The organism is Mycobacterium sp. 1164985.4 (assembly GCF_001668575.1).
In the GTDB taxonomy this organism is placed as follows: domain Bacteria; phylum Actinomycetota; class Actinomycetes; order Mycobacteriales; family Mycobacteriaceae; genus Mycobacterium.
Genome location: NZ_LZMD01000071.1, coordinates 34,336 through 58,018 on the forward strand (window position 1 = coordinate 34,336; position 23,683 = coordinate 58,018).

Genomic DNA, 23,683 nt, shown 5'->3' on the forward strand with positions numbered 1-23,683 from the left:
TTAACCGGGACAACTCAACACCGAAAGGCAACAGTGAGCGCACCCACCGCCGACCGCAAGGCGACCGGCGTCTTTTCGCCGAGCCGTGCCGAGATTCCGCAACGCACCCTTCGCACCGACCGGTGGTGGCAGTCACCGCTGATCGTGAACCTGGGGTTCGCCGCGTTCATCATCTATGCGACGGTGCGCGCGTTCCTGCAGAACAACTACTGGGTCGCGGAGTACCACTACCTGACGCCGTTCTACTCGCCGTGCTTCGTCAAGTGGAACGAGGCGACGCAGAGCGGATGCATCCCGGAGGCCAGCCATTTCGGGCAGTTCCTGCCCGACGTGTGGTGGCTGCCCTACGCCGCGGTATCGCTGCCGTTCCTGCTGCTGTTCCGGCTCACCTGCTACTACTACCGCGGCGCCTACTACCGGTCGGTGTGGCAGTCGCCGACGGCCTGTGCGGTGCCGGAGCCCAGGGCGCACTACACGGGCGAGACACGCCTGCCGCTGGTCATCCAGAACACACACCGCTACTTCTTCTACATCGCGGTGCTCATCTCGCTCGTCAACACCTACGACGCGATCGCGGCGTTCCGCTCGCCGTCCGGTTTCGGATTCGGTTTGGGCAATGTGATTCTCGTCGTCAATGTGCTGCTGCTGTGGACGTACACGGTGTCGTGCCACTCCTGCCGTCACGTCGTCGGCGGACGGCTCAAGCACTTCTCGAAACACCCGTTCCGGTACTGGATGTGGACACAGGTGAGCAGGCTGAACACCCGGCACAAGACCTACGCCTGGATCACGCTCGGCACGCTGATGCTGACCGACTTCTACATCATGCTGGTGGCCAGCGGGACCATCTCTGACCTGAGATTCATTGGCTGACGCCCTAATTCGATCGGTAGTGAGGTTTATTTAATGGCGGAATCTGATGCTCTTCGCGCAAGCGGCTCATCGGAAATAGAGCGACATTCCTACGACGTCGTCGTCATCGGTGCCGGCGGCGCGGGTCTGCGTGCGGTCATCGAGGCCCGCGAGCGCGGCCTGAAGGTCGCGGTGATCACGAAGTCGTTGTTCGGCAAGGCCCACACGGTGATGGCCGAGGGCGGCTGCGCCGCGGCGATGGGTAACGCGAACCCGAAGGACAACTGGCAGGTCCACTTCAAGGACACCATGCGCGGCGGCAAGTTCCTCAACAACTGGCGCATGGCCGAGTTGCACGCCAAGGAGGCGCCGGACCGCGTCTGGGAGCTCGAGACCTACGGCGCGCTGTTCGACCGCACCAAGGACGGGCGGATCAGCCAGCGCAACTTTGGCGGCCACACCTATCCGCGGCTGGCCCACGTCGGTGACCGCACCGGCCTTGAGATCATCCGAACCCTTCAACAGAAGATCGTCTCCCTGCAGCAGGAGGACAAAGAGGAGTTCGGCGACTACGAGGCCCGTATACGGGTCTTCCACGAGACGACGATCACCGACCTGATCAAGGATGGCGACCGCATCGCCGGGGCGTTCGGTTACTACCGCGAGGGCGGCAACTTCGTCCTGTTCGAGACGCCCGCCGTGGTGCTGGCCACCGGCGGCATCGGCAAGTCGTACAAGGTGACGTCGAACTCCTGGGAGTACACAGGCGACGGTCACGCGCTGGCGCTGCGCGCAGGCGCGACGCTGATCAACATGGAGTTCGTCCAGTTCCATCCGACCGGTATGGTCTGGCCGCCCAGTGTCAAGGGCATCCTCGTCACCGAGGGTGTGCGCGGCGACGGCGGAGTGCTGAAGAACTCCGAGGGCAAGCGCTTCATGTTCGACTACATCCCCGCGGTGTTCAAAGGCCAGTACGCCGAGAGCATCGAGGAAGCCGACCAGTGGCTCAAGGACAACGACTCCGCGCGCCGCACCCCGGACCTGCTGCCTCGCGATGAGGTGGCCCGCGCGATCAACTCCGAGGTGAAGGCCGAGCGCGGAACGCCGCACGGCGGCGTCTACCTCGACATCGCTTCGCGCCTGCCCGCAGAGGAGATCAAGCGACGGCTGCCGTCGATGTATCACCAGTTCATGGAGCTGGCCGAGGTCGACATCACCAAGGAGCCCATGGAGGTCGGGCCGACGTGCCACTACGTGATGGGCGGCATCGAGGTCGACCCGGACACGGGTGCGGCCAAGACGCCGGGGCTGTTCGCCGCGGGTGAGTGCTCCGGCGGCATGCACGGCTCGAACCGGTTGGGCGGCAACTCGCTGTCGGACCTGCTGGTGTTCGGCAGGCGCGCGGGAATGGGCGCGGCGGACTACGTGCGCGCACTCGGCGACCGGCCGACGGTGTCCGACGCTGCCGTCGACGAGTCGACCAAGCTGGCACTGCACCCGTTCGAGGGGCCGTCCAACGGCGATGCCGCCGAGAACCCGTACACCCTGCAACTGGATCTGCAGGACACGATGAACAGCCTGGTCGGCATCATCCGCAAGGCCGAAGAGGTCACCGAGGCCATCGACAAGCTCAAGGAGTTGCGCGAGCGGTACAAGAAGGTGCGGGTCGAGGGTGGCCGGCACTTCAACCCGGGCTGGCACTTGGCGCTCGACCTGCGCAACATGATCCTGGTCAGCGAGTGCATCGCCAAGGCGGCGCTGGAGCGTACCGAGAGCCGCGGCGGGCACACCCGCGACGACTATCCGTCGATGGATTCCAAGTGGCGCAAGACGCTGCTGGTGTGCCGGGCCGAAGGTGAAACCGTGGTCCCGGACATCAGCATCACCCCGCAGGATCAGGTGCCCATGCGCGACGACCTGCTGGAGCTGATCGACATCGAAGAGTTGGAGAAGTACTTCACCTCCGAAGAACTCGCCAACCACTCGTCTAGGAGAGGCGCATGAGCTACCAGGCAAAGATGCGGGTCTGGCGTGGCGACGACAACGACGGCGCGCTGCAGGACTTCGCGGTGGAGGTCAACGAGGGCGAGGTGGTCCTCGACATCATCCACCGGCTGCAGCAGACCCAGGCCGGCGATCTGGCCGTGCGGTGGAACTGCAAGGCGGGCAAGTGCGGGTCCTGCTCGGCGGAGATCAACGGCAGGCCGCGGTTGCTGTGCATGACGCGGATGTCGACCTTCGACGAGAACGAGGTCATCACCGTCACCCCGCTGCGCACCTTCCCGGTGATCCGCGACCTGGTCACCGACGTGTCGTTCAACTATCAGAAGGCCAGGGAGATCCCGGCGTTCACGCCGCCGAAGGATCTCCAGCCCGGCGAGTACCGGATGGCGCAGGAAGACGTCAACCGCTCACAGGAGTTCCGCAAGTGCATCGAGTGCTTCCTGTGCCAGAACGTCTGCCACGTGATCCGTGATCACGAGGAGAACAAAGAGGCGTTCGCCGGTCCACGGTTCCTGATGCGTCAGGCCGAGCTGGACATGCATCCGCTCGACGTGCACGCACGGCGCGCGGAGGACGCGCAGGAAGTGCACGGACTGGGCTACTGCAACATCACCAAGTGCTGCACCGAGGTCTGCCCCGAACACATCAAGATCACCGACAATGCGTTGATCCCGATGAAGGAGCGGGCCGCCGACCGCAAGTACGACCCGGTGGTGTGGCTCGGCGACAAGCTCTTCCGGCGACGGTAGGAGCCGGAACAAACAGCTTGAGCCGGCGACGGTAGGAGCCGGAACAAACAGCTTGAGCCGGCGACGGTAGTCGTCCCGGCGTCTCAGGACACCCACGCACACGATTCCGCAGGTACCCTGCGGATAAGCGGCCAATCAACGACGAAAGGTTGCAATCGTGACACTTCGACACCCGCAAAGCATTAACGACATTCGTACCGCGATCCGCGAGCTCAGCACCCGCGCGGCACTGGCCCGCAAGGAAGGTCGCGCCGCCGACGCCGACGAACTGGAGCGACGGGTGGCTAGGTATCGCGACGAGCTCAGCGAGCGGCCCTGATCGAACGGCTTAGGTGCGCTTCCGATCGCTGAGCGACCGGTTGCGCACCGACATCACCCGTTGCCGAGGCGGCGGAACGTGCTGCGGTGGAACACGATCGGCGCGACATCGGCGTGCACCGTGATGTCGCAGACCCGCAGGATCACGATCGTGTGATCGCCCGCGGGGACCAGCTGCTCGATCGCGCTCTCCAGCCACACCGCGGTGCCGTCGATGAACACCGCACCCGATTCGCGTGACACCGTCGCCAGGCCGGCGAACCGGTCGCCGGTCTTGGCGGCCAGGGTCCGCGCGGCTTCGTCGTGGGCCTCCCCCAGCACGCTGATCCCGAGCGACGGAAGTTCCTTCAGCTTGGGCCAGGTCTCGGAGGTGTTCTGAACGCAGAACGACACCAGCGGCGGGTCGAGCGAGACCGGGACGAACGTGCTGGCCGCCAGCCCGACCCGCGCACCATCGACCTCCGCGGCGATCGCGATGACACCGGACGGGAAGTGCCCGAACGCTTCGCGCAGTGTCGCCGGGCTGAGATCAGTTGCGCTCATATCTCGTCCATCTTCACACGCGGCCGCCATCGGTGACCACGTCCGGACCACCCAGCGGACCGCAATCGACCGTGGCCACGGTGGAATAAGGATCGAAATCGTGGTGAGCGGAACCGGTAACCTGACGCCCATGCTCGAGCCACCCGCGGATGACCGGTAGGCCGAGGACGACATATGTGGATCCCGCTCCTGCTGATGGCCGTTGCCGTCAGCCTCGAGCCGTTTCGCGTCGGCATGACGGTCCTGATGCTCAACCGCCCGCAACCGACCCGCCAGCTACTGGCCTTTCTCGGCGGCGGATTCGCGATGGGAACAGTCGTGGGTGTCGTCGTGCTGTTCGTGCTGCGTCCCGCGTTGGGGACGGTCCGGTTCACCCTGCCAATGGTGCAGATCGTGGTCGGCGCCGTCCTGCTGCTCAACGCGCTCCTGGTGGTCACGGGCGTGTGGGCACGCGGGCGTGAGGCAGCGAGCGTGGCAGATGCCAGGGTCGGACCGCTCGCGGGTCGCGCCCGGCGGGTGCTCGAGGGCCGGTCGCTGTGGCCGGCGGGAGTCGCGGGCCTGGGCATCGCACTACCATCCGTCGACTACCTCGCCGCGCTCGCGCTGATCGTCGCCTCCGGCGCCGCCACCGCCACCCAGCTGAGCGCGCTGGTGCTATTCAACGTGGTGGCGTTCGCGCTCGTCGAGATCCCCCTGCTGTGCTACCTGGTGGCCCCCGACCGCACCCGCGCCGCCCTGACGTCGCTTTACGACTGGCTGCGTGCGCAAGGCCGTCGCGGGGTTGGCGCGCTGCTCGCCGTCATCGGGTGCGTGCTGCTCGGGGTCGGGTTCGCCGGGCTCTGAAGGTTCAGGGTTTGGGCTGGTTATTCAGCACGTACTGGAGCCCGGAGAGCAGCTGCGACACCGGGTCGGCGGCACCGCCGAACGCGGCCTGGGTGGCGGGTGCCGTGACGGCCGCGGGATCGTAGCCGTTCACCGGATCCACCGTGATGGGCGCGGTCAACGGATTGTCGTTGCGTGAGTAGCCCGCGTCCACGTACGGCTTGAGCACCCCGTCCAGTTTGTTGAGCGTGTCTTTGTCCACTCCGAGGTACTTGAACGGCAGCACCAGCGGCAGATGCTCCTCTGGGATCATGAACGTCGTCGTCTTCGCCCCGCGAGAGTTGACGGTGGTGCGGATGTTCTGCGGCGGCACCATGCTGGGGCCGGTGAACGCGACCGCCGTGTGCCCGGTCGCGAGCCCGACGATCGCGTTGGCGACCGACATCCAGTTGTCCGGCCGGTCCGGCCAATCGGCGATGCTGTCGTAGGCCGAGACGAATTGATAGGTGTCGTACTGGCTTTCGACCGGCGGCGGGATGCGGTAGTCGAGCGACGGCACGACGCTGCCGACGGGGAACATCTGCGTCAGGAAGCTCTCGCCGAAGGCGTGCCGGGCCACCGGGTCGCCGTAGGTCGCGAAGCTCAGCTCGTTCGGTGGCGGCGCGGCCGGGTCGTACGCCAGGCGCGCCTGCACGTCGTTGAGCACCATGGCGCCCTCCGACAGGCCGATCGCGGTTCCCGAGCCACCCGCCTTGATGGCCGCGATCAGGTTGGGCGCCCCGATGTCGACGGACTCACCGACGCTCGGCCCGTCGATGCCCAGACCCGGGAAGTCGTCGTCCAGCCCGCCGATGCCGGGGAACAGCCGCTCCAAGGTGTGGCCCTGGACCTGCCCGGCGGGGTAGTCGACGATCTGGCGGTCCAGTCCGGGGAACCAATCGGCTCCTGTGCGCATGATGTATTCGTCGTACGGGATGCCCAGCACGTGTGCGCCGCCCAGGGCGTACGCGCGGCCGGGGGTGCCCAGCGGCGGACCCTCCTTCGGCGGGGCGGGTTTCGGCGGCGATGGCGGCTCGTCGGCCACCGCGATCCCGAGGCCCAAACAGCCCGTCGCGCCGAATGTCGTCAGCGCGGCACCGAAGGCGAGCAACCGCTTCATCGCACGTCCAATCGCGTGAACCGACGCTGTTGATAATGCTCGACGCAGGCAGCGCGCCGGATCTTGCCGCTCGTCGTCGTGGGGATCGAACCGGCGGGCACCAGCACGATGTCCTCGACACTGACCCCGTGTGCATTCGAAATCGCCGCGGTAACATCGGCTTTGATCGTGGCGAGCCGGCGCATCGTATCCTCGTCGAGGTCGGCCGGTTTCTTGAGTTCGACGACGGTGACCAGGCGCTCGCTACCGTCCACCGGGACCGCGATCGCCGCGGCCCTCCCGCGGGTGACCTCCTGCACCGTCGCCTCGATGTCCTCGGGATAGTGGTTACGGCCCCGGATGATCAGCAGGTCCTTGATGCGGCCGACGATGAACAACTCACCGCCGTGGACGAACCCGAGGTCGCCGGTGCGCAACCACGGGCCGCCCGGTGTGCCGGCCGACGGATCGACAAGCGTTGCGCCGAAACAGCTTTGCGCATCAGGTGGCCTGCCCCAGTAGCCGTCGGCAACGTTCTCACCATGCAACCAGACCTCACCGACCGCGTCCGGCGCGCACTCCCGGCAGGTGTCGCTGTCGACGATGCGCAGCGACGGCGATTGCGGCACACGGTATTTCACCAACGCCACGCCTTTGCCTGCGCCGCAAGGCCGGACCCTTCCCGCGCCGAGTTCTTCCGCGTCGAAGTGGACGGCGGGCGACGCCTCGTCCCACGTTCCCGTCGCGACGAAGACCGTCGCCTCCGCCAGGCCATAGGCGGGTCGCATCATGTGATCACGAAAGTCGAAGTGCGCGAACCGGTCGACGAAGCGGTGCAGCGTCGCGGGCTCCACCCGTTCGGCACCGCTGATGATGCCGACCACCCCGCCGAGATTGAGTCCGGCCAGGTCCTCGTCGGTCGTCTTGCGAGAGGCTAGGTCGAATGCGAAGTTCGGCGCCGACGACCATGCGTGCGGGTTCTCGGCCAGCGCTCGCACCCACCGGCCGGGCTCCTCCAGGAATGCGACCGGGCTCATCAGCACGGCGCGGCGTCCGCACAGGATCGGCGCACAGACCCCCAGCACCAGACCCATGTCGTGGTAGAACGGCAGCCACGACACCAGCGTGGCGTCCTGGGGCAGCGGCGACTGGGCGAAGAACTCCCGCATCAGCTGCTCGAAGTTCACCGTGAGGTTGCGGTGGGATATCTTCACCCCCGTCGGCAATCTCGTTGAGCCGGAACTGTATTGCAGATACGCGACGTCGGGCAGATCGACGGACTGGAGAGCGGTGTCCGCGTCGGCGTCCAGGTTCAGCGCGTCGATCTCAATGAGCTTGGGTACGATGTCCAGGCGCGACCGATCGATGACGTCGCCGACGTCACCCGCGACGGCAGAGGTCGTGAGGACGACGGCGGGCTGGGTGTCCGCGAGCACCGAACTCACCCGGTCGTGGCCTGAGCCCGGATGAGGCAGCGGCAGCGGGACCGCGATCAGGCCCGCCTGCATCGAGCCTAGGAACGCCAGGATGTAATCCAAGCCCTGCGGGGCGAGGATCACCGCCCTGTCCCCGAAAGAGCCGTGCCGCCGGAGCTCGCGCGCGACGTTGACGGTGCGCCTTGCCAGTTGCGCCCACGTGAGGGTCTCCCCCACACCCGCCGGGTCGCGCGAGTACTCGGTGAAGGTGAACGCGGTGTCGTCGGGACGCAGGCTGGCGCGACCGTGCAGCATCGACAGGATCGAGGAATCCGACGGGCTCATGGGTTATCCGTTTCCATTCCGCTTGACGACATGGCCGGGGTGCGTCGCCGCGGAACCGCCACTCGCGACGGCCACCAGTTCGCCCGCCCGACCAGTGCGGCGACCGCGGGCACGGTAATCGTGCGAACCACGAAGGTGTCCAACAAGATTCCGACGCCGATCACAAAGCCGCCCTGCATGACGATCCCGATGCTGGAGAACAGCAGGCCGGCCATCGAGGCGGCGAAGATCAGGCCGGCCGCGGTGATTACGCCGCCCGTCGACCCCAGCGTCCGGATCACGCCGTAACGCACACTGTGCGGTGACTCGTCGCGTAACCGCGACACGAACAGCATGTTGTAGTCGGCGCCCACGGCGATCAGCACCACGAACGCCAAAGGCGGCACGCTCCAATGCAATTCCTGGCCGAGGAGCAGCTGGAACGTGAGCACTCCGATGCCCATCGCCGCGAAATACGACACCACCACCGACCCGACCAGATACAGCGGCGCGATGATCGCGCGCAGCAGCACCATCAACGTCAGCAGCACGACGATCAACGTCGCGGCGATGATGAACCGGATATCCTGCTGGTAGTAGTCGCGGGTGTCGCGCAGCGCTGCCGGGAAGCCGCCCATGGAGATCGTGGCGTCGGCCAGCGCGGTGTTGGGCTGGGCACCCCGGGCCACGTCGTAGATCTGGTTCACCTGATCCATCGCCTCGGCGCTGAACGGATTCAGCTTGGTCTGGATCAGGTAGCGAACCGATCGTCCGTCGGGTGAGATGTACGCCGCAGCAGCCTTTTTGAAGTCCGGGAGGTTCAGCACCTCCGGTGGGATGTTGAATCCGGCTTGCGAGGAATCCGAGGCGTTGCTGCGCATGGTCAGGAGGAAGGTCGACGCCTCGTTCAATCCCGCGGCGATCACCTTGACCTGTTTGACGAGTTCGTCCACCCCGCCGGCGACTTCCCGGCTTCCCGTGGCAAGGCGGTTGGCGCCGCGCTGCAATTCGGTCATGCTGCGCTGCGCGCCGCCGGGTTGGTCAAGCCCCATCGTGTTGACCGCCTTGGCGACGCTCGCCATCGCGGTGTTGAGCTTGGCCACGGCCTGGTTGAGGGTCTGACGGTCCTCGACACCTTGAAGCTCCTGTGCCAGACCGTTGATCTCGTCGAGGCTTCCGTCCTCGCGCGCGGCGACCAGCTTCTGGAACTGCATGCGGGTGTCGACACAGGAGGGGTTGGCGTCGCACACCGCGTTGCCCTGCAGCGCGGTCAGGACGGGGCCGATCCAGGCGAAAAGGTCTTTGACCGCTCGGAAGTTCAAGCCCATCGAGTTGCCGAGCGCGTTGATGCTCGCGACGAGTTTGGCCGTGGTCTCGACGTCGCGCACCAGCTTGTCGCCGCCATATTCGGTGCGCACCGAGGAGAACATGTCGACGAGGTTCTGGATGCTGGGCGCGATCGCGTTGATCTGCCCGCGCACGTCGGCCAGGCTGTCAGCGAGCGTGTCGGCCCCGTCCCTGAGCTTGTTCAGATCCCCCGTCCGTTGACCGATCTGCGCGGAGCCGTCGGCCAGCCGGTCACCGACGATGCCCGCCTGGAACGTCGCCCGGAACTCCTGCGGCACCTCACCGAGCGGGCGGGTGATCCCGCTGATGAGACCGATGTCCTCGAGTTGGGTGATCCGCGACGCCAGCTGTTCGAGGTCGGCGAGGGCCCGCGGGTTGCGCAGATCGTGCGGCGACTGGATCAGGATGTACTCGGGAATGGACTGATTGATCGGGAAGTGGCGTTCCAGCGCGGCATACCCGACCGAGCTCGGCGCCTCGGCCGACAGCACCTTGCGGTCGTCGTAGTTGTAGTCGGCGAACACCGCGATGCCGGCCAGCAGCGCCAGCACGAGCAGGCTGGCGACGAGGTGGGGCACCGGCCTGCGCACGATGCGGATGCCGGAGCGCCGCCAGAACCGGGCGGTCAGTTCCCGCCGCGGTTTGACCCAGCCGCGAGGTCCGGCCACCACCAGGATCGCCGGGAGCAGGGTCAGTCCGGCGAGGTAGGCGATGCCGATCCCGATCGCTGACGAGACACCGACGGTCCGGAACACTCCCATCTGCGCGAAGCTCAGCAACAGGAACGTCACGCCCACCGTTGCGGCGGACGCGGTGATGACCTTGCCGATCGAGATCAGCGCCGCCTTGACCGCCTCGTCGAAACCATGGCCCGAGCGCAGGTAGTCGTGATAGCGGCTGATGAGGAACACCGCATAGTCCGTTCCCGCGCCGGCCATGATCGCGCTGAGGAACACGATGGACTGGTTGGAGACCCCCGCGCCGGTGAGTTCCGAGAACCCGGCGACGGCGGCCTGCGCGATCAGGAGCGACGATCCGATCGTCGCCAACGGCAACAGCATCGTGACCACGTTGCGGTACACCAGCAGCAACACGCCGAGGACCAGCACCGCGATCGCGATCTCGATGGGCAGGCGGTCGTGTTCGCCGGCCACGGTGAGATCCGCGACTGTCGCGGCGGGCCCGGTCAGGTAGGCGATGACCGAACTACCGGCGACGTTCTGTTTGATCACCTCCGCGACGCGGTTGAAGGAATCGAAGGCCCGCGGTGTGCCCAACTCCCCCTCGAGGCTGACCGGCAACACCCACGTCGTCTTGTCCTGACTGGTCAAGAACGGCCGCAGCTGTGGTGTGCCGATGAAGTCCTGTACGGACTCGACGTCGGTGACGTCGTCGCGCAGCGCGTCCACCAGCTTGCGGTAGGTGGCCTCGTCCGCGGGAGTGAGGCCGTCCTCGTTGATCAGCGCCACCAGCAGCAGGTCGTCGTTGCCGGATTCGCCGAACGCCTCGGCCATCTTCGTGGCGGTGACACTCGACGGTGCGTCGGCGGGCAGGATCGCGAGCGGATGCTTCTGGGCCATCTCGCCCAGTGATGGAACGGTGAGCGGGAGCGCGACGAGCATCGCGACCCAGACGCCGATGACCACCCACGGCCACCGCACCACCAGATCGGCTAGTCGACGCATATCGTCCTCATCTCGACCGGCCCCACGCTATGCGACGCGCCCCCACTGACCGGTGTCGGCGACGCGTTCGGCCACCGATCTCATCGTGTTCATGTACCGCGCAACGGATTTTCTGGCCACCGCATTGTCGGGATGCATGATCGCCATGACGGTGCCCTCGCCGTACCGGAATATGTAAATGGTCAGCTGATAGGAGAATCGTCCGTCGGGGTAAATCCCGATATTGTCCGCGAGTCCCATATCGGCGGCGGCCAGAACTGCATTCAGCGGTGCGGCGCCGGAGTGAAAGAAATTGGACACCGGGAAATTCGGTCGAGGCCACCTCAGGTCGGGCGCCAATTCCAGCACGCGGTAGTAGGGCACCTTGGCCATGCTCAAATTGGAATCGAACGACGACTGCGCCGACCACGCCGCCTCGGCGAACGAGGCCGCCCCGATCGGCACCGTGATCGGAATCAATCCGGTGAACCAACCCTGGGTCATGAAGTTGTCGGTGGCCGCGCGCGAATCTCGCGGGGTGAGGCCGTAATAGGTAAGCGCACCTGTCAATTCGTGCTCGACCTGGGCGAGGCAGGCGAACAGTCCACCAACGAAGCGCGCGCCTGCCGCTGAACATGTGGCTTCGAAACGTTCGGTCTGCGCGGGGGTCATCAGTACTTCCGACGTCATGTCGCTGCTTGTCGCTTCGCAGGGGTTCCCCAGTGGCAGCGGAAATTCGGGGAAACCACCACCGTTGCTTTCGGCGAATTCGACCCACACCTGGACTTCCGGCGAATTCAAGCTCAACTCCGAGGTGCGCTCGCGTTCGCGGATACAGAAATCGTCAAAGCTTCCCGGCTCGGGCAGCGCGAGCGCCTCACCGCCGCCACTCAGCGCCGAGTACATTCCGTTGGCCTCGAGCATCGTCGTTCCGATCAACGTGGCGTCGCCGTGGATATGATCCATCGCCGCGAAGAATGTGAAATGGTCTTCGTGCTGAACGACTCCGAAGGTGAAACATCCCCATTCCAACGGGTTCGGTATCCCGACGACGTGGGCGCGGATACCGTCGGCCGTCATGCTGCCGTGGTCGACCGGAACGAATTCGATGACCGACGGATCCTCGAGGGCGTGGCGGACGAACTCGCCGTCACCGGCGTCCTCGAACCAGCTGCGGAACGTGTCGTGCCGGCGTAGGTAGGAGTTCACGGCCTGGTCCATGGCCGCGATATCGCATTGGCCGGCCACCTCGCAGCTGGCGATGATCTGCCGGGAGAAGTTGAGTCCCGCCGCGGTCCGCTCGCAATAGTTCCGCAAATGCTGGCGCTGCATATAGCTGACCGGCACGGTGCTGACCGGCGCTTCCCGCGCGTGTTCGCTAGCCGCGGCTGTCGGACGCCAGGAGGTTACGGAGCCCGGCTTCAGCGACCATTCATCAAGTGCGCCAACCGTTATTTTGCCGATGCGCAAGACTCAGTCCTCTACAGATTGCTTCGTTTAGCTGGACTCCTGATCCTGTGAGGAGCCGCTGCCGCATCAACATACTCTCGCTTCTCCGGCAGCTGCGGAGCGTCGGCAGAACCCGGGGCGATCGAGCTATCGCATACCCGCCCACTCGTGCCATAGTGGGCCTCGGGGGTCTCTTTTTACGGGTGCGTCAGGCGTCCAAGAGGCGTGTCCTGGCCACAATTGCAGGAGGGCAGCAAAGGCATGGGTCCAGCCGCGCAGCCAGTAAGTTTCGCAATCATCGGGTACGCGGCACGCTTTCCCGGAGCCACGGACGCCGACGAGTTCTGGGACTTGCTGCGCGAGGGCCGCGACGCGATCTCGGAAGTGCCGGCGGACCGCTGGAACGCCGACGACTTTTTCGACCCGGAACCGGGGTCGCCAGGCAAGGTGGTGACCCGCCGCGCGGGTTTCATCGACGACGCGACGGGGTTCGACGCGCCGTTCTTCGGGCTGTCGACGCGCGAGGCCAGAATGATGGACCCACAGCACCGGCTCCTGCTCGAGATGGCATGGCGGGCGGTGGAACACTCCGGTGTTGCGCCGTCGGCGCTGGCCAACACCAGAACCGGTGTTTTCGTGGGGCTGGCAACGCACGACTACCTGGGCATGGCCTCCGACGAGCTGACATATCCCGAGATCGAGGCCTACATGGCAATCGGGACATCCAACGCCGCGGCTGCGGGCCGCATCAGCTATCGGCTGGGGCTGCAGGGTCCGGCTGTTGCCGTCGACACGGCCTGCAGTTCCTCGCTGGTCGCCATCCATCAGGCGTGCCAAGCGCTCCGCCTCGGTGAATGTGACCTTGTGCTGGCGGGCGGGGCAAACGTACTACTCACCCCGGCGACCATGATCACGTTCTCTAACGCCCGCATGCTCGCACCCGACGGCCGGTGCAAGACTTTCGACGCGGCCGCAGACGGCTATGTACGCGGTGAGGGCTGTGGCGTCATCGTCATCAAGCGCCTCGAGGACGCGCTCCGCGACGGCGATCGAATCCGGGCAGTGATCCGGGGAAGCGCGGTCAACCAGGACGGCGCATCGGGCGGGTTGACTGTTCCGAACGGCGTCGCGCAGCAACAGGTCATCGTGGACGCGCTCAAGCGCGCCGACCTTCAGCCCAGCGACGTGGAGTATCTGGAGGCGCACGGTACCGGAACTTCGCTGGGCGACCCGATCGAAGCGCAGGCCGCGGGTGCGGCCTTCGGCCCGGGACGTCAACCCGGCCGACCACTGTTGATGGGGTCGGCGAAGACCAATATCGGGCACCTCGAGGCGGCAGCGGGCATCGCCGGTGTCATCAAAGTCGTCCTGGCGCTTGAACACGAGGCACTGCCCAAGCACCTCAATTTCGAAAACCCGTCGCCGCACATACCGTGGGAACGGCTCCCGGTCGAGGTCGTGACCGAGACCATCCCCTGGAAACGTAACGGCCGGCCGCGGATCGCCGGCGTGAGCTCGTTCGGGTTCGCCGGCACCAATGCGCACGTCATCCTCGAAGAGGCTCCGGAGGTGCCCGCTCCCGCGCCGGAGCCGGCGGAGACGGCGCAGCGGTTCAGCGTCCTTCCGTTGTCGGGTCGCACACCAGCAGCGCTGCGGCTGACCGCCGACCGCTATCGCAGGTGGATGACCGAACACCCCGACGCCGCAGTGAGCGACGTGTCCTTCACGGCGGGCGCGGGCCGGGCACACCTGCAGCACCGCGCCGCACTGGTGGTCAACTCGACCCAGTCGGCCGCCGACCTTCTCGAGGCGCTCGCCGAGGACCGCCCCGCGCCGGGCCTGGTCCGCGGGGAGTGCTACGAGCCGCCGAAGACGGCTTGGCTGTTCACCGGCCAGGGCAGCCAGTACCCCGGCATGGCGCGCGAGCTGTTCGACACCGAGCCGGTCTTCGCCGACACGATGCGCCGGTGCGCAGCGGCCGTCGCCGACGCGCTCGAAAAGCCTTTGCTCGACGTCGTTTTCGACGTCGACGGTGCGGGGTCCGACGAGACGCTGCGGCAGACGTCGTACGCGCAGCCCGCCCTGTTCGCGGTGGAGATCGGCCTGGCCCGTCTCTGGCAGTCGTGGGGTTTCGAACCCGACGTCGTGCTGGGCCACAGCGTCGGCCAGTACGCGGCAGCATGTGTCGCGGGTGTGTTCAGCCTCGAGGACGGCGCACGGCTGATCGCCGAGCGCGGACGGCTGTTCGGCAGCCTGCCCGCGGGTGGCCGGATGGCCGCGGTGTTCGCCGCGGCCGAGCGGGTCGAGGATCTGACCGATGACTTCGCGAGCCTGTCGGTGGCGGCCTACAACGGCGCCAACACCGTACTGTCCGGTCCCGGAGCGGATCTGGAGGAGGCGGTCGCGCGCCTGGCGGGTGACGGTGTGCGGTGCGAATGGCTCGACACCAGCCACGCTTTCCACTCGGCGCTGCTGGATCCGATTCTCGACGAGTTCGAGTCGTATGCGGAACGATTTACTTTCGCTGCGCCGCAACGGATCTTGATCGATAACCGTACGGGCGCCGCGCTTGGCCGGAGCGTCAAGCTCGACGGCAGTTATTGGCGCCGGCATGCGCGTCAGCCGGTGGAGTTCGCCAAGAGCGTTCGCACTCTCGCCGATATCAACTGCAAGGTGCTGGTCGAGATCGGACCGCGCCCGCTGCTCGCTGCCGCCGCGCTGGCGGCATGGCCCGATCCCGCGACCGCCCCGAAGGTGATCGCGTCGCTGCGGCCGAACGTCGCCGACCACCGGCAGATCTCCGAAGCGCTCGCCGACGCCTACGTCGCGGGTCATCTGCCCGCATTCGGGGCTCTGCGCCAGCCGAACGCGCGGAAGGTCGATCTGCCCACCTATCCGTTCGAACACCGCGAGTACTGGTTCCGCGACGACCGGCGGCCGGCGGGTCAGAGCGCTACCAGCAACGCGCCGGCACCCGTGCGTGCCGTCGAAGCGACCGTCGACGATCGCTACGAAATCCGTTGGGAGAAAGCCGCTGCGTCGTCGCACGGTGATGGCCAGGAATACGAGTGGATCGTCATCGCCGACAACGCCGGTGCCGTCGGGCCGTTGACCGATGCCCTCGCGAACCGGGGTGGCACGTACCGGATCGTCGGGCTTCCGGCCACCGATGCCGACGAGGACGCGCTGGCGGATGCGTTGCGCGCTGCGAGTGCGCCTCGCATCGTGCACGCCGCGGCGCTGGGATCCCCAGCTACGCCGTCCATGCGGTCGCTCCTGCGCATCCAGCACCGGGTCCTGGGCGGCACGCGGCGCCTCCTGCGCGCAGCGGCGGCCGCCGAACAGCGGGCGTCAGTCTGGATCGTCACCCGCGGCGCCCAATGGGTCACCGACGGCGACAGCGTGGTCCCCGACCAAGGCTGCGTGTGGGGGTTCGGTCGGGCCGCGGCGCTGGAACTGCCGCAGGTGTGGGGCGGCCTGGCCGATCTAGCGGAGTGCACCGCCGACGAATGGTCTCACCTGCTCGACCGGATCACCACCTCCGCGGGGTCCGGCATCAGGGACGACCAGCTCGCGGTGCGCGGTGCGGACGTCTACGTACCGCGTTTGAATCGCCGACCGGGGCGTACTGCATCGCTGCATGTGCGTAGTGACGCAACGTATCTGGTGACGGGCGGCCTCGGTGCGATCGGCCTGGAGATCGCCGCGGCCGTTGCCGCGCAGGGCGCCAAGCACTTGTTGCTGACCAGCCGCCGGACGCCCGACGACGACACCCGACAGCGCATCGACGCTCTGGCCGCACAACACGGCGTCGACGTGCGTGTCGTCGCGGCAGACGTCGCCGACGCACACGACGTCGCCCGCCTGATAGCCACCATCGAAGACGAGCTACCGCCGCTGGCGGGCATCGTCCACGCCGCCGGTGAGATCGGCACGATGCCGCTGGACAGCCTCGACGACGCCGAGGTGGACCGGGTGTTCGCCGGGAAGGTCTGGGGTGCATGGCATCTGAGTGAGTCGGCGGCCGACCTGCACCTCGACTTCTTGGTCTTCACCTCGTCGATCGCGTCGGTGTGGGGCGGATTCGGGCAGACCGCCTACGGCGCCGCCAACGCCTACCTCGACGGGCTGGCCTGGCGGCTGCGCGAACAGGGCGTGCCCGCGGTGAGCGTCAACTTCGGACCGTGGTCGACGGGCATGGCGGACGCGGAGTCCCGCACGCGCCTGGAACAGCGTGGAGTGCAGACGCTTTCGCCTGCCGAGGCACTGGCCGGTTTGGCCGATGTTGTGTCGGCTTCCACCGCCCAGGGCGTCGTGGCCCGGATCGACTGGGCCCGTTTCCTGCCGCTCTACCAGCAGGCGGGCCGACGCGGTTTCCTGGCCGAGCTGGAACGCGAACTGCCCACCACGTCCGCCGCCGCGGCCCCCGCGGCGCCGTCGGGACCGACCGAACTGGTCGAGCGTCTTTCCACGGCGCCCGTGCAACAGCGCAAGCGACTGCTGACCAATTACCTTCGTGACGCGGTCGCGGAGGTGACGCGCGTCGATGCCGCGGAGATCCGGGAGGATGCAGGGTTCTTCGACCTGGGAATGGACTCGCTGATGGCCGTCGAGCTCCGCCGTCGCCTCGAACAGGGTGTCGGCCAGGAGATTCCGGTCACGTTGGTGATGGACCACCCGCGGCTCTCCGACGCAGCCGACTACCTGCTCGGCGAGGTACTGGGGCTGAGCAAGCAGGCCGGTGCGGAGACCCGTCCGACGGCGCCCACCGCGCCGCCGCGCACGGACGAACCGATCGCGGTCGTCGCGGTGTCGTGCCGTTTTCCCGGCGCGCCGAACCCGGAGGCGTTCTGGGAGCTGCTCTCCGGCGGCGTCGACGCGATCCGGGAAGTTCCCGACGATCGGTTCGACATCGACGAGTTCTACGATCCAGACCCCGAGGTCGCCGGTAAGACGTACACGCGCTTCGGCGGATTCCTCGATGGGATCGACGGATTCGATCCCGAGTTCTTCGGCATCTCCCCGCGTGAAGCCGTCTGGATCGAGCCGCAGCAACGCCTGATGCTCGAGACGGTATGGGAAGGTCTGGAAAGGGCGGGCTACTCCCCTGCAAACCTTCGCGGTAGCCGGACCGGCGTCTTCGCCGGTGTCGCCGCCAACGAGTACGCGCACCTGCTGTCCTCGGAGTCGGTGGACAAGATCGAGCCGTACTTCATCACCGGCAATGCGCTGAACGCGATCTCCGGCCGGGTGGCGTTCGCCCTCGGACTGGAGGGACCCGCAGTCGCGGTCGACACCGCGTGCAGTTCGGCTCTGGTGGCCGTCCATCAGGCCGTCCAAGCGCTGCGGTCGGGTGACTGCGATATGGCGCTGGCCGGCGGGGTGAACGTCCTGCTGAGCCCGGTCACAGTGATCGCCGCGTCCCGTGCGCGGATGCTTTCGCCCGTCGGGCGGTGCAAGACCTTCGACGCCTCCGCGGACGGCTATGTGCGCAGCGAGGGCTGCGGGATCCTCGTGCTCAAGAGGCTGAGTGACGCCGAGCGCGACTGCGACCGGATCTGCGCGGTCATACCCAGCAGCGCGGTCAACCAGGACGGTGGTTCGAGCGGTCTGACCGTGCCCAACGGTGGCGCGCAGCAACGGCTTATCAACACGGCGCTCGCGCGCGCCGGCCTGACGGGTGCCGACATCGACTATCTCGAGGCGCACGGAACCGGCACTCCACTGGGAGATCCAATCGAGGTTCAAGCGGCCGCGGCGGTTTACGGCGCCTCGCGCGAGCCCGATCACCCGCTGCTGATGGGCTCGGTGAAGACGAACATCGGCCATACCGAATCGGCATCGGGGGCTGCGGGTCTAATCAAAGTCGTGTTGTCCCTGCAGCGCAAGGCGATCCCGCAGAGCCTGCACTTCCACGACCCCTCTCCCCATATACCTTGGGAATCACTGCCGGTCCAAGTCGTCGATAAGACGAGGCCCTGGCAGACGAATGGCAAGCCCCGGCGGGCCGGCGTGAGTTCTTTCGGCTTCACCGGTACGAACGCCCACGTGATCGTCGAGGAAGCGCCGCTGTCGGCCACCGAAGACGAATACTCGTCGGACGGTGCCACGTTCGAACCCGCCGATCTCCGAGAACCGTTGCATGTGTTGCCGCTTTCGGCGCGGTCGACCGATGCACTGGTCGCGTTGGCAAAGCGATACGGCGACTGGCTGGAAGCGAACCCGAAGGCCGACATCGCCGATCTCTGTCACACGGCCGGCGTCGGTCGCACGCATTTCGAGCACCGGGGCGCGCTGGTAGTCGACTCCTTGGAGGACGTCGGTGAGCTGCTGACCGACCTTGCCGGAAACCGCCTCCGGCCGGGCGTGGTGCGCGGTGAGTGCACCGACGCGCCGACGACCGCATGGCTGTTCACCGGGCAGGGTAGCCAGTACCCGGGGATGGCGCGCGAATTGTTCGACTGCGAACCGGTTTTCGCCGACACCGTCAAGAGATGCGCGGAAGCCGTCGATGGGATCCTGCCAAGGCCGCTGCTCGAGGTCCTGTTCGCTGTTGATCGGGAAATAGGGGCGGCCCTGCGGCACACGTCGTACGCGCAGCCTGCGCTGTTCGCCGTCGAGATGGGGCTGGCCCGGCTGTGGCAGTCGTGGGGCATCGAACCCGACGTCGTGCTGGGACATAGCGTCGGCCAGTACGCCGCGGCATGCGTGGCAGGGGTGTTCGACCTCGAGGACGGGGCGCGGTTGATCGCCGAGCGCGGACGGTTGTTCGGCAGGCTGCCCGACGGCGGGCGGATGGCCGCGGTGTTCGCCGACGCGAAGCAGATCGAGGACGTCGTCGGCGAGTTCCCGCGGGTGTCGGTCGCCGCCTACAACGGGCCGAACACGGTCGTGTCGGGTCCCGCCGAGGACGTCGAACGGATCGTCGAGCGATTCACCGACGACGGCGTCCGCTGCACCGCGCTGGAAACCAGCCATGCCTTCCACTCCGCGCTGCTGGATCCCGTCCTCGACGAATTCGAGTCGTACGCATCCCAATTCGAGTTCACCGCTCCGACCATCCCGCTCGTGTGCAACCGCACCGGGGCCGTGCTCACCGGCCACGCCAATCTGAACGCCCAGTACTGGAGGCGCCATTCGCGCCAACCAGTGCAATTCGCCGAGAGCGTGCGCACGGTCGCGGCGCTGGGCTGCTCGGTACTGATGGAGATCGGGCCGCAACCGGTTCTGACCGGCGCCGCGGTGCAGGTGTGGCCGGAGCACGTGACGGCGCCGCGGCCAATCGTCTCGCTCCGTAAGGGCGTCGCCGACCGTCGCCAGATCGCCGACGCGCTGGCCGCCGCATACGTCAGTGGTCTGCAGCCCGATTTCGCTGCGCTGCAACCGAAGCCGAGCCGTCGGCTGGAATTGCCCACCTATCCCTTCCAGCGGCGCCGATTCTGGCCCAAGACCGTCGGCATCGCCATGGACGGGACGACCAGCGCCGCGGCCTCCGGAATCCTCGGCACCGCGAAGGATCTGGCCTCGGGCGACACCGTCTACACCAGCAGGCTTTCGGTGAGGTCGCAGCCGTGGCTGTCTGACCACGTCATCTACGGAACCGTCGTCGTCCCAGGCGCGACTTATGCCGTTATGGCACTCACCGCGGTCGGTGCCCCGGCGCGGGTGCGTGACGTCTTCTTCTACGAGCCGATCATACTGCCGGAGAAGGCTTCCCGTGAGGTACAGCTGACGTTGCGGCCGAGCGGAGACGCCGACGAGTGGCGGTTCCAGGTGCACAGCCGCCCCTACGGTGAACGCAGCGCGGAATGGTCGCTGAACGCCGACGGCACGGTCGTGAGCGGTTCGGACAACGAGCCGGCCCCGGAGGATCCGATCGACGAGACGATCGAGCAGTGCAACCGCATGCGCCCGCAGGAGCTGTTCGAGACCTTCGCGGACATGGAGCTGGCGTGGGGACCGACATGGTCCGGTTCGCTGAAATCGTTGTGGCTTGGCGACGGTGAGGCGATCGGCGACATCATCGTCGGCGAGGAACTGGCAGAACAACTGGGCAGCGAGCCGATGCACCCGGTGCTGATGGACCTGTGCACCGGGGTCGCCTTCCCCGCGTTCCCGGCGCTGCTGGCCGCCGAGAAGGGCGTCAACGACCTGTTCCTGCCGCTGCGTTACGGGCAGGTGGCGCTGCGCGAGAAGATGCCCCGACGGTTCTACTGCCGCGCCCGGTGGCACACCAGCGAACTAGACAGCGAGACACAGGTTTTCGACCTGGACTTCGTCAGTCGCGACGGCCGCCCGCTCGGCGGCATCCGCGAGTTCACGGTGAAACGGGCCCCGCGCGAGGCCCTGCTGCGGGGCCTAGGCGGCGACGCCACCCGCCTCGTGTACACGCTCGGCTGGCACGAGGTGCCGCTCCCCGACACCGAGGCGGCTCCCGAGGGCACTTGGCTGGTCGCCGGATTCGGCGAGCTGGCCGCGACGCTGCCGGGCTGTGTCGCGTACGACCGACGGGCCGATGCGCAGTCGCTGGGCCTCCAGCTGACCGATGCGCACGGGCGCGGAATTCCGTTCTCCGGGGTGGTGTGGCGCGCGACCGCGTCGCACCCAGACGAGTCGAACGCCGAAGCGGCGGCTCGGATCGAGGGCGACATTGCCGACCTTCTCGACGCGGTGCACACCGTGCAGCGGGGCAAGGCGAAGCTGCCGAACGGTCTGTGGATCGTCACCGAGCGTGCGGTGGCCACCGAATCGGGTGAGCCGGTGGACCCGGCGCAGGCGGCGCTGTGGGGCTTCGGGCGCACCACGATCAACGAGGAGCCCACGCTGCGGTGCACACTGGTGGACTGCGACGGCTCGCCGGAAGCGGTGCGCGCGGTGACTCGCCTGCTGGCGGCACCGGTCGGTGAACCGGAACTCGCGCTGCGCCAGGGGAAGTTGCTGGCTTCGCGGCTGTTGCCCTGGGCACGCAGCGGCCACCTCACGGTGCCACGCTCGAGCGATTACGTCCTGGCGCCGACCGAACGCGGCGCCATTGACAACCTGCGGCTGAACCAGGCCGAGGTGCCGGCACCCGCCGAGGGCTACGTCCAGGTTCGCGTCGAGGCGGCGGGTCTGAATTTCCGTGACGTGCTCAACGTGCTCGGCCTGTACCCGGGTGACCCCGGGCCCATCGGCGGCGACTTCGCCGGCGTGGTCACCCAATTGGGCGACGGCGTCGCGGGTCTCGAGGTGGGTCAACGCGTCTACGGCTTCATGCAGGGCGCGTTCGCCAGCCGGTTCAACGTTCCGGCGCAGCTCGTCGCCCCGATACCCGAGAGCCTCGACGCCGTCGCGGCGGCCACAATCCCCGCCGCGGCGCTCACGGCGCGGCTTGCGTTCGACTGGGCGATACTGCGACCCGGTGACCGCGTGCTCATCCACGCCGCGAGCGGTGGTGTCGGGCTGGCCGCAATCCAGATGGCGCAACAGCACGGCGCCGTCGTCTTCGCGACCGCCAGCACCTACAAGCGTACGACGCTGCGCGCGATGGGCGTGGAGCACGTATACGATTCGCGCACCACCGATTTCGCCGATCAGATCCTGGCCGACACCGACGGCGCGGGCGTGGACGTCGTGCTCAACAGCCTGACCAACGAGGGCTTCATCGAGGCGACGGTACGGGCCACCGCGCACAACGGTCGTTTCGCCGAAATCGCCAAACGCGACATCTGGACGCCGGAGCAGATGGCGGCGGTCCGGCCGGACATCGCTTACGAGATCGTCGCGCTGGACACGGTCACCTTCCAGGAGCCCGAACGCGTCCGCGGCCTGCTGACCGAGGTGTCGGACGGGCTGGCGAGCGGCGAATGGGCGCCGCTGCCCGCGGAGGTCTACCCGCTGACCGAGGCGAGGAGCGCCTTCCGCCGCATGCAGCAGGCGCGCCACGTCGGCAAGATCGTGCTGCAGATACCGAATCCCTTGCAGCCGAAGCACGATCGGAGCTATTTGATCACCGGCGGCCTAGGGGCGATCGGCCTGCACACCGCCGCGTACCTCGCGCAACTGGGCGCCGGCGACATCGTGCTGACCAGCCGCCGCGAACCCGACGCGGATGCGCAGCGCGTGATCGACGAGACCATCGAGCGCTACAAGTGCCGCATCCACACCCTCTGTGCCGACGTCGGCGACGAGGCTGAGGTGTCGCGGTTGCTCGACCGGATCCGTGCGGAGTTGCCGCCGCTCGCCGGTGTCGCGCATCTGGCCGGGGTGCTCGACGATGCCCTGCTGTCCCAGCAGGATCTCGACCGCTTCCGGACCACGCTGCGGCCCAAGGCTTTCGGCGCCTACCACCTGGACCGGTTGACGCGGGACGACGACCTCGACTTCTTCATCGTCTCGTCGTCGGTGTCCAGCGTGTTCGGATCGCCCGGACAGGCCAACTACGCGACGGCCAATGCCCTGCTCGACGGCCTGGTCGCGCGGCGGCGTGCGCGCGGCTTGCCGGCCACCGGCGTCAACTTCGGGCCGTGGGCCGACGGCGGGATGGCGTCGTCGGAAGCCGTGCGCGCCAATCTCAATGCGCAGGGCCTGGTGCCGCTGGAACCGTCGACGGCGCTGAGCGCGCTGACCGAGGTGATCGCGAACGGCACCGGCCAGGCGACCGTCGTCAAGGCGAACTGGCAGCGGGCCGCGAAGTTGTTGGGCCCCGCCCGGCCGCCGATCCTCGATCTCGTGCTGCCGCGCCCCGAGGGTGAGGTGACAGGCGACAGTGAGCTGCTCCGTCAGTTGCAGGAGATCCCGGTTCCGCAGCGCGCGGGTTTCGTCACCGAGTTCCTTCAGCGCGAGGTGCAGAACTTCCTGCGGCTGGCGCAGCCGCCCGCCGCGACGAGTCGCTTCCTGGACCTCGGAACCGATTCGCTGATGGCGATCGAGCTGCGCAACCGGTTGCACAGCCAGTTCGGCGGCGCGTTCACCATCAACGCGACGGCGGTGTTCGACTATCCGACCATCGGCGGGCTCGCCGAGTATCTCGTCGGCCAGCTACCCGACGCCGAGGACGCTGACTGATCCCGCCGAGCG

At 67.2% G+C, this 23,683-nt stretch carries 11 protein-coding genes; 6 read left to right on the forward strand and 5 right to left on the reverse strand.

Annotated elements, in window-relative coordinates; genetic code table 11:
* Window positions 1-33: 33 nt before the first annotated feature.
* The 4 genes from sdhC (at window position 34) to A5650_RS27130 (ending at window position 3,924) form a co-directional block, all read left to right on the forward strand.
* The gene (gene sdhC / locus A5650_RS14760; protein WP_067292676.1) at window positions 34-873 is read left to right on the forward strand and encodes a succinate dehydrogenase subunit SdhC; all 840 of its coding nucleotides are present in this window, start codon (window positions 34-36) and stop codon (window positions 871-873) included.
* A gap of 33 nt (window positions 874-906) precedes the next feature.
* Window positions 907-2,856, forward strand: a complete 1,950-nt coding sequence (locus A5650_RS14765; protein ID WP_067292680.1) for a fumarate reductase/succinate dehydrogenase flavoprotein subunit — start codon at window positions 907-909, stop codon at window positions 2,854-2,856.
* Window positions 2,853-3,605: a succinate dehydrogenase/fumarate reductase iron-sulfur subunit gene (locus A5650_RS14770; protein ID WP_067292683.1), complete on the forward strand. Its 753-nt coding sequence runs from the start codon at window positions 2,853-2,855 to the stop codon at window positions 3,603-3,605. The genes A5650_RS14765 and A5650_RS14770 overlap by 4 nt, the downstream gene beginning before the upstream one ends.
* A 157-nt stretch (window positions 3,606-3,762) precedes the next feature.
* On the forward strand, window positions 3,763-3,924 hold the full coding sequence (locus tag A5650_RS27130; protein WP_197501885.1) for a hypothetical protein: 162 nt from the start codon (window positions 3,763-3,765) through the stop codon (window positions 3,922-3,924).
* Window positions 3,925-3,977: 53 nt separating this feature from the next.
* Here the strand turns inward: A5650_RS27130 and A5650_RS14775 are convergent, their stop codons facing one another.
* A complete protein-coding gene (locus A5650_RS14775) occupies window positions 3,978-4,466 on the reverse strand; it encodes a flavin reductase family protein (RefSeq protein WP_067292685.1) in 489 nt (162 codons plus the stop codon).
* Between the two features lie 174 nt (window positions 4,467-4,640).
* Between A5650_RS14775 and A5650_RS14780 the strand changes: the two genes are divergently transcribed.
* Complete coding sequence (locus tag A5650_RS14780; protein WP_067292688.1) at window positions 4,641-5,309, forward strand: GAP family protein; 669 nt, start codon at window positions 4,641-4,643, stop codon at window positions 5,307-5,309.
* A 4-nt stretch (window positions 5,310-5,313) separates the two neighbouring features.
* On the opposite strand, the gene pe is transcribed toward A5650_RS14780, so the two are convergent.
* The 4 genes from pe to A5650_RS14800 are packed head-to-tail and all read right to left on the reverse strand — an operon-like array spanning window position 5,314 to window position 12,646.
* The gene (pe, locus tag A5650_RS14785) at window positions 5,314-6,447 is read right to left on the reverse strand and encodes an acyltransferase PE (protein WP_067292691.1); all 1,134 of its coding nucleotides are present in this window, start codon (window positions 6,445-6,447) and stop codon (window positions 5,314-5,316) included.
* The gene (locus tag A5650_RS14790) at window positions 6,444-8,186 is read right to left on the reverse strand and encodes an AMP-binding protein (protein ID WP_067292694.1); all 1,743 of its coding nucleotides are present in this window, start codon (window positions 8,184-8,186) and stop codon (window positions 6,444-6,446) included. The genes pe and A5650_RS14790 overlap by 4 nt, the downstream gene beginning before the upstream one ends.
* Window positions 8,183-11,197 (reverse strand): MMPL/RND family transporter, encoded by a 3,015-nt coding sequence (locus A5650_RS14795; protein ID WP_067292697.1) that lies wholly within the window; start codon window positions 11,195-11,197, stop codon window positions 8,183-8,185. The genes A5650_RS14790 and A5650_RS14795 overlap by 4 nt, the downstream gene beginning before the upstream one ends.
* A 27-nt stretch (window positions 11,198-11,224) precedes the next feature.
* On the reverse strand, window positions 11,225-12,646 hold the full coding sequence (locus A5650_RS14800) for a condensation domain-containing protein (protein ID WP_067292700.1): 1,422 nt from the start codon (window positions 12,644-12,646) through the stop codon (window positions 11,225-11,227).
* Between the two features lie 240 nt (window positions 12,647-12,886).
* Here A5650_RS14800 and A5650_RS14805 point away from each other — a divergent pair, with 240 nt between their 5' ends.
* Window positions 12,887-23,671 carry a type I polyketide synthase gene (locus A5650_RS14805; protein WP_067292704.1) on the forward strand — a complete coding sequence of 3,595 codons (10,785 nt, stop codon included), beginning with the start codon at window positions 12,887-12,889 and terminating at the stop codon, window positions 23,669-23,671.
* The last annotated feature ends 12 nt before the right edge of the window (window positions 23,672-23,683 follow it).

Bases quoted from the DNA above. Each gene is read 5' to 3' on its own strand.
- pe (WP_067292691.1), bottom strand. From the start codon at position 6,447: ATGAAGCGGTTGCTCGCCTTCGGTGCCGCGCTGACGACATTCGGCGCG.
- A5650_RS14805 (WP_067292704.1), top strand. From the start codon at position 12,887: ATGGGTCCAGCCGCGCAGCCAGTAAGTTTCGCAATCATCGGGTACGCG.
- A5650_RS14775 (WP_067292685.1), bottom strand. From the start codon at position 4,466: ATGAGCGCAACTGATCTCAGCCCGGCGACACTGCGCGAAGCGTTCGGG.
- A5650_RS14795 (WP_067292697.1), bottom strand. From the start codon at position 11,197: ATGCGTCGACTAGCCGATCTGGTGGTGCGGTGGCCGTGGGTGGTCATC.
- A5650_RS14780 (WP_067292688.1), top strand. From the start codon at position 4,641: ATGTGGATCCCGCTCCTGCTGATGGCCGTTGCCGTCAGCCTCGAGCCG.
- A5650_RS14790 (WP_067292694.1), bottom strand. From the start codon at position 8,186: ATGAGCCCGTCGGATTCCTCGATCCTGTCGATGCTGCACGGTCGCGCC.
- A5650_RS14770 (WP_067292683.1), top strand. From the start codon at position 2,853: ATGAGCTACCAGGCAAAGATGCGGGTCTGGCGTGGCGACGACAACGAC.
- A5650_RS14765 (WP_067292680.1), top strand. From the start codon at position 907: ATGGCGGAATCTGATGCTCTTCGCGCAAGCGGCTCATCGGAAATAGAG.